Source organism: Virgibacillus sp. MG-45 (genome assembly GCF_036409425.1).
In the GTDB taxonomy this organism is placed as follows: domain Bacteria; phylum Bacillota; class Bacilli; order Bacillales; family Amphibacillaceae; genus LDC-1.
Genome location: NZ_JAXOFU010000012.1, coordinates 30,868 through 46,232, shown reverse-complemented (window position 1 = coordinate 46,232; position 15,365 = coordinate 30,868). Strand labels below are relative to the sequence as shown.

Here is a 15,365-nt window from a genome sequence, read left to right as displayed (position 1 = left end):
ATGTCGAAGATGAAAAGGAGATTATATGTTTTTTTAGCCCTGTTACTCCTTTTTCAAACAATTTCTAGCAGTCTAGCAATCCCTATCCAAGCGAATGCTTTAAACAAAGAAGCAAACATTGTGAAAAATGTAGAGATTTTGGATGAGCAATCAGATGCTAATGTTGAGCAAGAGGTCAAAACAACTACTATTCGTTTAGACTGGTCTATTGCCGACATAAACGTTGAAAAAGGAATGACTTATACAGTTAGCCTTCCAGAAGAAATACGAATTGAACAACAACAAGAAGGCGAATTAGTGTATGAGGAAGTGAACATTGGAAATTACACAGTGACGAAGGATAACAAAGTTACTATTTCCTTCAATGAAAGTGTGGAACAAGCAGCAAATGCAACTGGGACAATTGTTATCGAAGCACAAAAACAATTCAACCAAAATGAAGAAAAACCAGAGCAATCACAGGAAGTAGCCACCAAGAATGAAGCAGCAAAGACAGATCAAACTAATCCTTCTGAACATGAGATCTCTCAACCAAAAGAAAACAATGCTGTAGTAACTGCGGAAGCTTCTTCCCCTACCAATAAAACTTTCGATGCAACGCAACCCTTAGCAGATGTAAGGCAGATCATTACAGAAAACATATTAACAAGTGCATCGTTATCCTATGAAGATATAGATGGAAATCCAGTAGATAAACCAGGTATTGATTCACTCATTTCAATTGACTATACATGGGCATTAGAAAATGGCCATTCCTATAAAGGTGGAGACGAATTCCGGTTTCAAGTACCAAATGAGCTGGAAATCTATACGGAGATTGATCAGCAAGAGATGATGTTTAACGGTGAAGTAATTGGTTATTTTTCTGTTAACAAAACTGGTGAAGCAATCATTTCATTTACCCCATTTATTGAGGAATATTCCAATATTCATGGCAATCTTCAAATATGGACCGAATTAAGTGAAGAAATTATTATAACCGAAGATAAAGAAATTATCGTTACGCCAATTGATGGCGAACAATCAACGACGATTCCAATTGATTTTCAACCAACAGGTCCTTCAGTAGATAAAAAAGGATTGCCAGATAGAGCATACAATGCAACCCAGATTGAATGGACTATTGATTTTAATAAAAGCTTAGAAACCTTGCAAAATGCGCGCCTAGAGGATCCGATATTAGCTGGTCAAATTTTAAAGCAAGATTCGGTAAAGCTTTACTATTTAAATACGAAGCTTAATGGAGAGACTTCTCTTGGTAGTGAAGTAAATCCTGCAGAGTATTCCATCGGAAAAACAAGTACTGGCGACGACTTTACGATTGATTTTCATCAAGAGATCAAATCTGCTTATCGCGTCGTTTACGAAACAATGATTACTGATGAGGATCAAGCAACGTTTCAGAACAATGCAAAGCTGCTCGCTGATACAACTGAAGTAGAAAATGCTTCAGCAGTTGTTACAGTTGGACGTGGTACGCCATTAGATAAAAAATCAGCTAAATATGATAAAGAAAATCAAACGATTACTTGGGAAATTAAGTACAACTACAATGAGAAAGCCATTTTAAAAAATGATGCGTTATTAAAGGACTTTTTTAATGACAGTCAAGAACTGCTTGCCGATTCTTTTATCGTCAAGAAAATAACGCTCGATGAGCATGGTAAAGAAGTAGGTGAAGGGGAAGTTGTTCATAACTATACGGTAGCTCCGCAAACAGCAACTAATAAAAATGGCTTTCACCTTCAGTTTAGCGAGAATATCGATACTGCCTATAAGATTATTTATCAGACAAAGGCCATTGATCGGGTATATGAATCAGAAACAATCACGAACCGTGTAGAAAGTGGAAGTAACGGAAAAGATGCAACCCAAAAGATTGGACAGCAAATTTTATTTAAAAACCACGGCGAGCCGAACTACAAGGATAAAACAATCGAGTGGACGATTACATTTAATAAAGATAAACATAAGATGGACCAAGTTGTGTTAACCGATAATTTTACGAATGAGGGGTTAACACTATTGCCAGAAACAATCCGCATATTAAATGGCAATGTAGAGCTTGAGAAGGATATTGATTATGTTTTATCTAAAAATGAACAAAATCAATTTGAGATCACGTTCAACAGTATGATTGAGACACCGCATACCATTATCTATACAACAGCATTCGATTTTGAAAAAAGACAGGATCAAACCAAAAACTACTTGGAAAATCAGGCCATTCTTACATGGAATGATGAAGCGGGAAATCCCCAATCCAAGGAAGCAATAACACCGTTTGAGCCAGATGACTTTACTAAAGCAAATGGATTTAAGGCGGGATCTTATAATGCAATTGATAAAGAAATTACATGGAGTGTTGGAATTAACTACAATTTAAAATCGATTCAAACTCCTATTGTAGAAGATTATATTATTGGAAACCAGCAGCTGTTAAAGGATTCCATTCTTGTTTACGAAATGGACTTAACAGGTGGAGTAAACGGAGCAGAACCTAAAGAACTCGTGCCAAGTGATAAATATACAGTCACGTGGATAAATGATGCAACTGGAAATCCCGGCTTCCAGCTCGCGTTCCATGATGGAATCAGCGCTGCATACAACATTGTTTATAAAACAAGCTTAAATAATTTGGACCTTGTTGAAGAGCGCTATGAAAACACGGCAACACTTTATAATGGTGCTGTAAAAGAAACGGATTTAAATGCTCTTGTGTCGATCCCACATGGAGGAAAATACACAGCAAAGTCTGGTGTTCAGAATGGGAAAATCATTGACTGGCAGGTAGATATCAACTTTGGTCAATCACAAATAGTGAATGCCACAGTAATCGATGAGCCTAGCATAAATCAAGCTTTGTTAGAAGGTTCATTCCAATTATTTAAAACAACCGTCGATGCTGCTGGCAATGTAACGAAGTCAACCGCTTTAGAAAAAGGAAAGGATTATACGTTACAAGTAAATAAAAATCCAGATTCGTTTACATTGACGTTTGTGAATGAAATCAATGAACCATATATTTTAGAATACCAATCTTTGATTTTAGAAAAACCAGGACAGCAGGTTAGCAATAACATATCCTTTAATGGTGAAAAAATTGACCTTGTAGAAAATGAATCTAGTCATACGATCACGGTAAAACGAACAGCAGGTATGGGAGATGGAACAGGGGAAATAGGAAACCTAACGGTAACGAAAACAGATCAATTCTCTGGTGAAGTGCTGCAAGGTGCAACGTTTATCTTACAGGATAAAGATAGCGGAGCAGTTATTGGAACACAAACAACGGGTGAAGATGGGCGTGTTGTTTTTGATCGGTTGCTTTATGGAGAATATGTATTGATTGAGGAAGAAGCACCTGAAGGATATTTAATCAATCAAGCAAGCCAGACGGTTACGATTGATCAACCGTATGTGGCAGGAAGTGAAACAGAAGTTGGAAATGAGCTTACGGTTTTAAACCAAAAAATAATCCGTGCAGTAGCTTTGACAAAAAAAGACAAAGAGACAGGTGAATTATTAGCTGGAGCGGAATTCGCTTTACAAAAGAAAAATGGTGCTACCTATGAAACGATTCAATACGCTGTGACAGATAAGCAAGGACTACTTTCTTTAAAAGACTTAGCTCCTGGTGATTATCAATTTGTAGAGCATAAAGCGCCAATCGGCTATCAGCTAGATGCGACGCCAATTACTTTTACGATTAAAGCAGATCAAACGGAAATCATTTTGTTAACAGCAGAAAATATCGAGCTTGGCTCTGTCGAGTTAACTAAATTTGCTGCTGATGATGAGAATAATGTACTTGAAGGTGCGCAGTTTAGACTTGAAAAGGAAGATGGAACGGTTGTTCACACAAGCTTACAAACGAATGCAGCAGGTAAAATTACTGTTCCGCACCTTGAACCAGGAAACTATCAATTCGTGGAAATAAAAGCACCAACCTATTATCAGCTAAACCCAGAACCAATTCCTTTCACGATTCAACCAAATGATAGCTCAACCATTTTACTTAAAGCACCAAATCATTTGATTAGAGGAGCAGTGGAATTAATCAAGGTAGATGGGTTTGATAATGAAATTGGATTAAAAGGAGCCACTTTTACCTTATTAGATCATGAAGGAAATCTACTGAAAGAGGATCTTGTTACAGGAGAAGGCGGAAAGCTAATAATTGAAAATCTAGCTCCAGGCCAGTATCAATTGATGGAAACAAAAGCTCCTTTGCATTATCAAAGGGATGGAACACCAATTGATTTTACGATTAATAAAAGTGAAACAGAAGAAAAGCTGGCCATAACGAAATTACAGGCAGAAAATGATTTAATTCCTGGTTCTGTTGAATTAACAAAGGTATCAGAAGAAAATATGGTTTTGGCAAATGCGGTATTTGACCTGCAAGATAGCGCTGGAAATACGATTCTTCCAAACCTAACAACGGATGCTAATGGAAAAATTATTGTTCATGATTTACGGCCAGGATTGTATCAGTTTGTGGAAACGAAAGCACCAACCAATTACGCATTAGATCAAACACCAATTCAATTTGAGATTGTAAAAAGCCAACAAGAAATGGTAGCAATCACTACTACGAATGAGTTAATCAAAGGTATCGTAGAAGTGACAAAGGTTGATGCAGAAGATCGTACGAAACCATTAGCTGGTGCAGAATTTAGTCTGCTAGATGCTGAAGGAAATAAACTACAAGAAGGTCTGACAACAGATTCGCAAGGCATGCTTCGCATAGAGAATTTAATGCCGGGCAACTATGAACTCGTTGAAACGAAAGCACCTTTTGGCTATTTACTTGATGAAACGATCATACCTATTGAAATAAAGTTTGGGCAGGAAGAACCGATACAGCTCGTCGTTGAAAATGAAGTAATACGAGGAGATGTAAAGATTAGAAAAGTGGACGCCGATACAAATGAACCATTAGCTGGAGCAGAATTTGAGTTAAGAGATGCGAATGGTAGCATTGTTTCAACGAACTTAGTTACAAATAGTGCTGGTGAAATTGACGTTCACGACTTACGACCAGGGGAGTATCGTTTAATTGAAACAAAAGCTCCTGCGGGCTATGAGATATTAACAGAACCAATTCTATTTACCATTGAATTAGGTCAGCAAGAAGTAAAGGAGGTTGTGGTAAAAAACGTTGCTATTCCACAACCTGTACTACCGGATCAACCAAATGATTCGAACAATAATGTAGATACATTACCGCAAACAGGCGAAACGTTCTTTCGCTATCTGATGATTTTCGGAGGTTTCTTTATCATTGCTGGTCTGGTTTTGATTTTCGGTAGAAGAAAACAAATCGATTATTAGGAGAAAGGATGGGTTTGATGCTAAAAAAGAGAAAATGGATTGGTTTTTTTCTTATCGCTTTCGGACTCAACCTCATCTCGATTCCGCTTTATTACGAGTGGGAGCAGGAGAAAAAGCTAGCAGCACTTGAAGAAGCACTATCCTTTGTTTCTGAAGCGGATGAAACAGCAACAGGGATTCAACCGATTGAAGAACTTCCTTTTTCCGAAGAAGAATTGAAAAGTGTGGTAGAGTTAGAGATTCCATCGATTCAATTAAAACAAAAGGTACTACCAGAAACAACGCAGGATAATTTGAGTATTGCGCTTACACAAATTAAGCCATACCAAACACCTGGGGAAGGGAACTTTACGATTGCAGGTCATCGGGGGTATCGAGGCGATCGGCATTTTCGGCAATTACCGAATGTTGTTGTAGGAGACAGAGCATTGCTGCATGCAGCGAATCAGACATTCATCTATGAAATTACATCATCAGAAGTAATTGATCCAACTGCAGTAGAAATTTTGCAAGATGAAGAAGACATTAGTGAAATAACATTGATAACCTGTACTGTAGACGGAAAAGATCGAATTGCATTAAAGGGTAAATTAATCAATGGAACAAATTAATGGATACATCCTGTAGATAAATCCCTTCTTCTACAGGATGTATTTTTTAGAAAGATGGAGATCACGTTATGATAAAAGTCGTAATAATAGATGAAGAAAAATTATTTAGTAATGGATTAAGAATTATTCTAGAAGCCGAAAAAGATATGCGTGTATTAGAGCTAGTGAAAAATGCCGAGATAAACTGGCAGGAGGTAGTTGCTTTTTCCCCGAATGTGATGCTTTTACATGTGAATAAGCGTGATTATACCTTACTTAATATAACAAGAGAGCTGCAAACTAGATTTGTAGACATGAAGGTGGTCGTAATATTAGCGGAAATGGATATGAATCGACTGCGAAATGCAATGCTTCTAGGAGCACAAGGATATTTATTATGGGATATTAATGCTCACTCGCTTATTGAAGCGATTCGAAATGTTTATCATGGGCAATTTGTTTTTTCAGAAGAGATCGGAAGAAGGATAATTAGTTCCACCATCGATGAAAAAGAAAAGATGAAAGGAAAGCTTTTGGAAAAAGGAATCGACGTAAATTGGCGGGATATTGATATTCTCTATTTACTTTATTACCATTACAAAAATAATGAAATTGCCAATGAGCTTCAGCTGTCCGAAAAAACAGTTAGAGATTATGTTAGTAAGGTGTATAAAAAACTAGGTGTTGGGAAGCGACAAGAGGTTGCTCACTATTTAAAGAAAGTAATGTCTGAAGATTTTTTTGCGATGAAATGAATTCATGCTTATGATTGTTTGTTTACAAGTGAACAATATTGATTGACAGATTGAAATTATCATGCTATTTTAAAGATAGATACAGGAGTGTCACTGACTCGATCAGGCACCACCAATTCAAATGTAACATGAAGAATCGCTTCATTTTTGTTATGTTTTGAAGTTGGTGTTTTTTTATGGCTTTTTAGGGGTGAAATACGATGCTTACCGTAATCAAATCACTAAACAATAATATTATTTTGGCCAAATCAGAAAAAAATGAAGAATTAATTGTATTCGGTACCGGTATAGGATTTAAAAAGAAAAAAGGCGATGTAGTAGATGAAAGTCAAGCAACAAAAGTATTTCAATCCGAAAAAAACATTCAGACCAGTCAGTTTCTAGAGCATATTTCGCCTGAAATGTTAGCTGTAACCGAAAAAATTGTTCGGTTGGGTGAGGAAAACCTGCAAAAAAAACTGAATCAGTCTATTTTATTTTCATTGGCAGATCATTTACAATTTGCGAAGGAAAGACCAAATGATGTGAATCAGGATAACCCTTTACAATGGGAGATTCCGTATTTATATCATGATGAATATGAGGTTGGTAAGCTCGCTTTACAATTGATAGAAAAAGAAATAGGGCTAACACTTCCTGAAATGGAAGCAGCTTTTATCGCGCTTCACTTTGTAAACGCTCAAATCGATACGAATTCCATGGAAGATACCATTCAAATTACAAAGCTAATTAAAAATGCGGTTAAAATTATTCAACAATTGTTTGATGTACATCTAGATAAAACGACGATTAGCTATTCAAGATTTATTACCCATTTGCGCTATTTTTTAGCACGACATAAATCGAAAAGCACAGTCGATGTGAATATGGATGAAACATTGAAGGAAATAATTCAAGAACGCTATATGAAAAGCTATGCATGTGGTTTAATTATCAAAGAAATGGTAGAAAAAGAATTTCAATGGCAAGTAAGTAATGATGAAATATCCTACCTTGTTATTCATATTGAAAGACTTTTACAAGAAAATAAAGCGTAGTATTTTAGGTGTGTTACTTTTTAAGGCATTAACCTAAGCAGCTGGTTGTCACAAGTTATATTGTGCAACAGTGTGCTTAGGTTTTTTTAATGAAAAAAACGGAAGAAGGGATCGAATATGGACAACAATAAATTAGCAGCAGCAATTATAAATGAAATTGGGGGAAGCGCGAATATCGAACAAAGCTGGCATTGTATTACACGTCTGCGCTTTAACATTGTTCATAAAGAAAAAGTAAATCTAGAAAAGATCCAATCCTTGGATGGCGTATTAGGTGCCCAATTTAAAAGCGGTCAATTCCAAGTAATTATCGGCAATAGAGTGAATGAAGTTTATGCCGAAATTAGTCGTATCTTAGATAAAGCACCTGCTAATCAAACGAAGGCAAAACAAAAAGGAAACGTGATTGAGCGTGTTTTTGATGTGATTTCTGGAATCTTCACCCCGATATTACCTGCGATTGTAGGAGCAGGACTTCTCAAAGGTTTGCTAGCATTATTTGTTGTACTAAATTTGCTCTCGGAAACAAGCTCTAATTATCAAGTACTACATTTTATTTCAGATGCACCATTTCATTTCTTGCCATTTTTAATTGCTTTTTCAGCTGCTAAAAAGTTTCGAGCAGATGCTTCTTTATCTATTGCTTTAGCAGCGATCATGATGTATCCAAAAATAATGGAATATGCGGCCAGCGGAGAAGTTAGCAGTTTGAATTTTTTAGGGTTATCCATCCCGATGAACAGCTATGCTTCTTCTGTTATTCCAATCATATTAGGGGTTTGGCTGTTAAGTTATGTATCGAAAGTTGCAGAAAAAATAATTCCAAGATCTTTACGAATCATTTTTGTGCCATTGATTAGCTTACTTGTTACAGCACCACTAGTACTCACCTTTATTGCTCCACTTGGAAGCTACATTGGTGTATATTTGGATATGTTTTTCTCAGGCTTATTCTCTGTTGCTGGTCCAATTGCAGGACTTCTAATGGGTGGCTTGATGCCATTAATTGTGATTACAGGAATGCATTATGCCTTCTTTCCTGGAACCTTCGCAAGCTTTGATAAATACGGATACGATATTATGCTATTGCCGATGAACTTAGTTGCTAACTTAGCTCAGGCTGGTGCAACACTTGGCGTATTTCTCAAAACAAAGGACAAAAAGATGAAGCAGTTGTCTTTTTCAACGTTTATTCCAGCAATGTTTGGTATCACGGAACCTACCATTTACGGGGTAACAATGAAATTGAAAAAACCATTTTATGCGAGTTTAATAGGTGGGGCTGTGGGTGGAGCAATATTTGGTACCTTAGCAGTTAGAACAACTGCTTTTACAGTGCCAGGTATTATGTCTATACCTACTTATATTGTAAAAGATACGAACAATTTCATTTATGCCTTAATCGGTATTGCTGCTAGTTTTTTGGTTGCACTTGTTATTACACTAATGATGAACATTAACAAGGAAAATGAAGATAATCAGGCTATATCTGATAATCGAACAGAAAATGCAAGCCAGCCGATTAATATAGTTTCCCCATTGACAGGTAACATCGTTCCGTTAGAGCAAATTCCAGATTCAACATTTTCGGAAGGACTAGTAGGCAAGGGTGTTGCGATTTTACCAGAAGGAGATGTGGTATATGCTCCTTTTTCTGGAACGGTAACAATGGTTACACCAACGAATCATGCAATCGGTATTACCTCCGATACGGGAGTGGAGCTACTCATTCATATTGGATTAGAAACCGTTTCGTTGAATGGAGAGGGATTTCATTTACATGTAGAAGAAGGAACTAAAATTCAGCCTGGAGACAAGCTGTTAACATTTGATATGGAACAATTGAAGCAAAAAGAAGTTTCGTTAATTTCACCAATTATAGTGTTAAATTCTCCAGATTTTTTGGATGTTATTTATACCGCTGAACAAAAAGTTTTTGCGAGTGAAGATAAATTATTGATGTTAATTAAGTAATTTACAAAGATTTAAGTAATGAATACGATGGAGGAGGAAAAGAATATGTCAACATTTCAAAAAGGATTTCCAGCTAATTTTTTATGGGGTGGAGCTACTGCAGCGAATCAAATTGAAGGAGCTTTTGATAAAGATGGTAAGGGCCTATCTACATCCGATATGGCAGCTTTTAAGGATCCATATGCAGGAGGAAGCGTCAACAATTTTACGTTTGATGTCAATTCAGAGGAGCTAGAGGAGTATTTGCAGCATCCTGAAAAGTATTTATTTCCAAAGCGTTGGGGAATCGACTTTTATCATCGTTATAAGGAAGATATTGCGCTATTCGCTGAAATGGGATTTAAAACATTTCGGATATCGATATCATGGGCTCGTATTTTTCCAACAGGATTAGAAGCCGAACCAAATGAAAAAGGGCTGCAGTTTTATGATAATGTATTTGACGAATGTGCTAAATACGGCATCGAGCCTCTAGTAACGATGTCTCATTACGAGATGCCAATTACTTTAACCCAAAAATACAATGGATGGATGAGTAGAGAGCTTATTGCGCTTTTTGAAAAATATGCGCGCGCGATCTTTCAACGATATAAGAATAAAGTAAACTATTGGATTACATTTAATGAAATGAATATGAACTTAAATAGCTTATATACAGGTGCTGGCGTACTCGCAGACAAGGTTGAAAATAAACTGGAAGCGGCATATCAAGCATCACATCACCAATTTTTAGCGAGTGCAGCTGCAGTAAAGGCTGCTCGTGAAATAATGCCAAATGCAAAAATGGGTTGTATGATAAACCAAATTGAGTCTTATGCAAAAACAACCAAGCCTGAGGATCAATTGCAAGCATTAAAATCGAATCAATTAAACATGTTTTATCCAGATGTCAAGGTGCGGGGAGCTTACCCAGCTTATATGGAACGCTACTTTGCTGAAAATGATATTCACGTTCATATGGAAGAAGGAGACAGTGAGCTATTAAAAGAAGGAACGGTTGATTTCGTGGCATTCAGCTACTATATGTCCCATGTGACAGAGGCACGTCCAGATGCATCAAAGCTTGCCGGAACCTTTGATAGTCCGATTAAAAATGAGTATTTAGAGCTATCAGAATGGGATTGGCCAATTGATCCAATTGGCTTAAGAATATCATTGAATAAACTTTATGATCGATACGAAGTGCCACTATTTTTAGTAGAAAATGGATTAGGTGCAAAAGATGTTCTTACGGCCGATGGAAAAATCCATGATGATTATCGGATTGATTACATTAAAAAACATATCATCGAAATGAAGGAAGCAATAAGAGATGGCGTTGAATTAATGGGCTACACTACATGGGGCTGTATTGATTTAATAAGCTGTGGTACGTCACAGATGAGTAAGCGCTATGGCTTCATTTATGTGGATCAAGATGATGAAGGAAAAGGCTCATTAAAGCGAATTCCAAAGGATTCTTTTTATTGGTATAAAAAAGTAATCGCTTCAAATGGTGAGGAATTAGAATAAAAAATTTTTGGAGAGGCAGTTGCCTCTCCTTTTTAGTGTTCCAAGCAACGCTAGCGAGAACTCGCCAAACTCGGGCGAGAACAGCACAAACTTGAGCGAGAAAGTGCCCTAAACGATCAAGAAACCCCCAAAACGATCGAGAATCAACCAAACTCGATCAAGAAAGCCCCAAAACGATCACGAAGCTCCCCAACTCGATCGAGAATAGCCCAAAAAAGATTAGCTCTCCATCAAAGTTGTTCAAGAACCTCTCAGCGCAGTGTCTACAAATACAAAAACAGTCCTACGAATGTAGGACTGTTTCCCATACGAACAAGTGCTTTTTTATGACAATCTTCTTACCACAAGGATTACACAGTGTTATTAATACGTTCCCTTAATACTCTTTTCCTGATACATACTTTGATAATATCCTTCTCGAGAAGCTTCCAATACACGCTTACACTTGGTCCGTCAGTAATTGGACCTGGTCGGATCCCTCTATTTTGTAGCTTAGCTGGTCCTTCACATAAAACATCGTAGCCGACAATGTCGAATATATCTCCTTCATTTGCGTCATCCCGATCAATGATGCATTGGAATGGGCGATCATCGAGTCGAATCGTGTTGCTGGATTGTGTGCCGTCTGCTGCAACAGCGGTGTACGTTATTTCTTTAGAAAGTTTTCCACAAATGACTACTTTTTCAGGACACACCATTTCGACTACAGGTGCTTGTGTAAAGAATACCCTTGTTTCGATAGGAGCTGAAGCTAATGCAGGTGGAACGAGCTGTGTCTTGAATTCTACTGGAACCTGACAGCATGTTTGCGGATTTGGTATTGGACAAACTGTTGTCGTAAATGAAGTCGAGGTCGAAGTAGAAGTACTAGTAGAAGTAGAGGTACTAGTCGAAGTAGAAGTACTAGTAGAAGTACTAGTAGAAGTAGAGGTACTAGTAGAGGTCGAAGTACTTGTCGTTGTAGTAGTTGTACCACCGACGAAGTTTGCCGCTAAACAAATACTACTAATGATTGGAATGTCTTGGAAATGAAGACCGACCCGCACAAAGTCTGTTTCATCTAATGGATCAGTTACTGGATCTCCTGTACAGATGACGAAGTTTGCTGTTTCACCTGGTTCGATTCGATCGGGAGGACTTGTAAACATTTGTACAATATCTGCATCTGGTAAACATCCACCAGGGCAATTGCCTCCACTTAATTCTCCTTCATCTCCAGGTCCAGAAATTTGATAAAATGGTCCAGTTCGATTCAAGTTGAGGCAAAGAGATCCGATAAATGCAGTTGGCGGAGTGAATGAAGAATTATTTTCAACTGTAACTTCTACACATCCAGCGTTCGGTCCGGTAGTAATATTGGAAACTGTCACTGTTGCATGTAAATTAAATAAATTAATGTTAGCAACTACTGGCATGAAGCGTACACTTCCTTTCTTTTTTTTTGGAAAGCCCTTTTGTTGGTACTTTCCAATTACAAATAGCATATGTCTTTGGAAAGCGTACGGTATGGTTGAATAAACTAGACCAATACTATTTTCGCTATTGCCTAAGTTATCCATTTAATACAAGCTTACAGCCAGTGATTAAAATGATACTTAAGATAATGATGCGAACAGTAGAAGATGGCATGATGGTCGATAGTTTGCTTCCAATGATGACACCAGGAATAGAGCCACATAATAAATTTCCTGCTAGAAAATAATCTACATGTCCATATCCCGCCATTAATAACCCTGACATAGTTGCTAAAATAAATGCATGGGTAATATCAGTTCCTACGACAGAAGCTGGCTTCATTTGAAAAAAATAAAGGAGAAAGAGTCCAAATAGACTTCCCGCCCCAATGGAAGTGATGCCGACAACAACCCCAATGACAAATCCACTAGCAATCGTTATATATTTCTTTTCTTCTATCGTTTTACACTGCCAAATATTTGGTGACGTTCTTCCATAAATCAACTGTATAATCGGGATAATGGAAACAATGATTAAAAGGAAGCCGAGTAATTGTAAGATGAATGCTTCATTATAATAAGGAGCTAAACATACATAAAAAAGAAAATTCGCCATCATCGCTCCTGGAATGCTTCCAAGCGCTAAATATCCAACAAGCCGGAAGTTCACGGTTTTTAGACGGATATGATGGATTGTGCCTACTAATTTGGTTAAGGCATTATAGATAAAGTCTGTTCCAATTGCAGTTGTTGGTGGAACTCCAATAAATAGAAGTGTTGGTGTTAATAAGGATGCCCCACCTACCCCAGTCATACCAACGAGTCCGCCCACAAAAAAACCGATGAATATAATTTCGCTATTCAATTCGTTTCACCTCAAATGTCTAGTCAATTTATCAAACGGTCTCATACGCTATAAAGGAAATTATTAATAGCTTAGAGGTGAAGAATACTATGCGCGTACTTCCACATGGTGGGCAATTAATCGATCGCTATCATCCTTCTTATTCCATTGAATCACTGACAGAAGAGATAGAAGTGGATGCATTTACACTTGCAGATATGGAGTGTATTTCCAATGGAGCCTTTAGTCCGCTTGAAGGGTTTATGAACCAGCAAGATTATGAAAATGTACTGCATCATATGCGGTTACAAGATGGAAGGGTTTGGCCAATGCCTATCACACTTTCTATTTCGAAGGAGCAAGCCGAAGTGATAGACAAAGCAGCAGCTATCAAACTCAAACATGCTGGCAAGGTTTATGGTGTATTAGAAATAGAAGATATGTATGAACGGCAAATAGAAAAAGAAGCAAGGCTTGTGTACGGAACCTTGGACGCTAATCACCCAGGCGTTGCAAGAATCTATCAGCAGCCTTGTATGAATGTAGGCGGAAAAATTCACATGCTATCTCGACCAGCAAGAACGATTTCTGCTGCCTATTATTTAGATCCAAAGGATACGAGAGCGTTCTTTGAAGAAAAGGGGTGGAACACAATCGTAGGCTTTCAAACGAGAAATCCGATTCATCGTGCCCATGAATATATTCAAAAAACAGCATTAGAGGTTGTCGATGGCCTTTTCATTCATCCATTAGTAGGCGAAACAAAAAAGGATGATATTCCAGAAACGATTCGAATGAAAAGCTATGAAGTATTACTAGATAACTATTTTCCTGACGCAAATACGTTGCTTGGCGCTTATCCCGCGGCAATGCGATATGCAGGTCCGCGAGAAGCGGTACTTCATGCGATTGCCCGAAAAAATTATGGCTGTACGCATTTTATTGTTGGGCGTGATCATGCAGGAGTGGGAAAATATTATGGGACGTATGATGCACAACGGATTTTTAAGCAATTTGATAAAAAAGAGCTGGATATCGAGCTATTGTTTTTTGAGCATAGCTTTTACTGTAAGGAATGTCACGGAATGGCTTCACATAAAACGTGCCCACATGATGATTCCAGTCGTTTTACTTTATCTGGCACAAAGGTAAGGGAAATGCTAGGCAAGGAGCAACGACCACCAAAGGAATTTAGTCGTCCAGAAGTCGTAGATGTACTCATAAACGGATTAAGTACGAAGCCAAACAAGCAAGAAAATTATTCACATACAGTATGGCACGATGCAACAGTAAATAAGGAAAGTCGTCGGAAGCTATTAAAGCAAAAAAGCTTTGTTCTTTGGTTTACGGGATTGTCTGGCTCAGGAAAGTCCACTATTGCTAATCGATTGGAGGAGCTGCTGCATGAAAAAGGGATAGCGACATATTTACTTGATGGGGACAATGTACGTCAAGGGTTATGTAGTGATTTAGTATTCCATGAACAAGATCGGCAAGAAAACATCCGCAGAATTGGTGAAGTAACAAAGCTTTTTATTGATAGTGGTTTAGTCGTTTTAACAGCTTTTATATCTCCTTTTGCAACGGATCGTCAAACCGTAAAGGCGCTTTTGCGGGAAGAAGAATTTATCGAGGTATATGTGGAATGTTCGTTAGCGAAATGTGAGGAACGTGATCCAAAGGGGTTATATAAGAAAGCACGAAAAGGCGAAATCAGTCATTTTACTGGCATCTCATCACCATACGAAGCTCCAACCGCGCCTCACATTCATGTGAACACAGAAAGGATGACAATAGATGCTTGTGTCCAAGAGATATGGACGTATTTAAGAGAAAATCAATATGTGAAAGTGGAATAATGG

At 37.7% G+C, this 15,365-nt stretch carries 9 protein-coding genes; 7 read left to right on the top strand and 2 right to left on the bottom strand.

Annotated elements, in window-relative coordinates:
- The first annotated feature begins 9 nt into the window (after nt 1-9).
- From SPK86_RS12940 to SPK86_RS12915, 6 genes are all read left to right on the top strand, one after another.
- The gene (locus tag SPK86_RS12940) at nt 10-5,337 is read left to right on the top strand and encodes a SpaA isopeptide-forming pilin-related protein (protein ID WP_330949548.1); all 5,328 of its coding nucleotides are present in this window, start codon (nt 10-12) and stop codon (nt 5,335-5,337) included.
- 17 nt (nt 5,338-5,354) lie between these two features.
- Nucleotides 5,355-5,948, top strand: coding sequence for a class D sortase (locus SPK86_RS12935; RefSeq protein WP_330949547.1), 594 nt, complete (start codon nt 5,355-5,357; stop codon nt 5,946-5,948).
- A gap of 68 nt (nt 5,949-6,016) precedes the next feature.
- On the top strand, nt 6,017-6,682 hold the full coding sequence (locus tag SPK86_RS12930) for a response regulator transcription factor (protein ID WP_330949546.1): 666 nt from the start codon (nt 6,017-6,019) through the stop codon (nt 6,680-6,682).
- A gap of 200 nt (nt 6,683-6,882) precedes the next feature.
- Complete coding sequence (locus tag SPK86_RS12925; protein ID WP_284141502.1) at nt 6,883-7,719, top strand: PRD domain-containing protein; 837 nt, start codon at nt 6,883-6,885, stop codon at nt 7,717-7,719.
- A gap of 117 nt (nt 7,720-7,836) precedes the next feature.
- Complete coding sequence (locus SPK86_RS12920; RefSeq protein WP_284141501.1) at nt 7,837-9,693, top strand: beta-glucoside-specific PTS transporter subunit IIABC; 1,857 nt, start codon at nt 7,837-7,839, stop codon at nt 9,691-9,693.
- Between the two features lie 45 nt (nt 9,694-9,738).
- Nucleotides 9,739-11,205 carry a glycoside hydrolase family 1 protein gene (locus SPK86_RS12915; protein ID WP_330949545.1) on the top strand — a complete coding sequence of 489 codons (1,467 nt, stop codon included), beginning with the start codon at nt 9,739-9,741 and terminating at the stop codon, nt 11,203-11,205.
- Between the two features lie 350 nt (nt 11,206-11,555).
- Here the strand turns inward: SPK86_RS12915 and SPK86_RS12910 are convergent, their stop codons facing one another.
- Both SPK86_RS12910 and SPK86_RS12905 read right to left on the bottom strand, forming a co-directional pair.
- Nucleotides 11,556-12,620: a hypothetical protein gene (locus SPK86_RS12910; RefSeq protein WP_284141499.1), complete on the bottom strand. Its 1,065-nt coding sequence runs from the start codon at nt 12,618-12,620 to the stop codon at nt 11,556-11,558.
- Between the two features lie 136 nt (nt 12,621-12,756).
- Nucleotides 12,757-13,524: a sulfite exporter TauE/SafE family protein gene (locus SPK86_RS12905; RefSeq protein WP_330949544.1), complete on the bottom strand. Its 768-nt coding sequence runs from the start codon at nt 13,522-13,524 to the stop codon at nt 12,757-12,759.
- Between the two features lie 89 nt (nt 13,525-13,613).
- Between SPK86_RS12905 and sat the strand changes: the two genes are divergently transcribed.
- Nucleotides 13,614-15,362, top strand: coding sequence for a sulfate adenylyltransferase (gene sat, locus SPK86_RS12900; RefSeq protein WP_330949543.1), 1,749 nt, complete (start codon nt 13,614-13,616; stop codon nt 15,360-15,362).
- Nucleotides 15,363-15,365: the final 3 nt, after the last annotated feature.

Coding starts and splice junctions, on each gene's coding strand:
- SPK86_RS12915 (WP_330949545.1), top strand. CDS start 9,739: ATGTCAACATTTCAAAAAGGATTTCCAGCTAATTTTTTATGGGGTGGA.
- SPK86_RS12930 (WP_330949546.1), top strand. CDS start 6,017: ATGATAAAAGTCGTAATAATAGATGAAGAAAAATTATTTAGTAATGGA.
- SPK86_RS12940 (WP_330949548.1), top strand. CDS start 10: ATGAAAAGGAGATTATATGTTTTTTTAGCCCTGTTACTCCTTTTTCAA.
- SPK86_RS12920 (WP_284141501.1), top strand. CDS start 7,837: ATGGACAACAATAAATTAGCAGCAGCAATTATAAATGAAATTGGGGGA.
- SPK86_RS12935 (WP_330949547.1), top strand. CDS start 5,355: ATGCTAAAAAAGAGAAAATGGATTGGTTTTTTTCTTATCGCTTTCGGA.
- SPK86_RS12910 (WP_284141499.1), bottom strand. CDS start 12,620: ATGCCAGTAGTTGCTAACATTAATTTATTTAATTTACATGCAACAGTG.
- SPK86_RS12925 (WP_284141502.1), top strand. CDS start 6,883: ATGCTTACCGTAATCAAATCACTAAACAATAATATTATTTTGGCCAAA.
- sat (WP_330949543.1), top strand. CDS start 13,614: ATGCGCGTACTTCCACATGGTGGGCAATTAATCGATCGCTATCATCCT.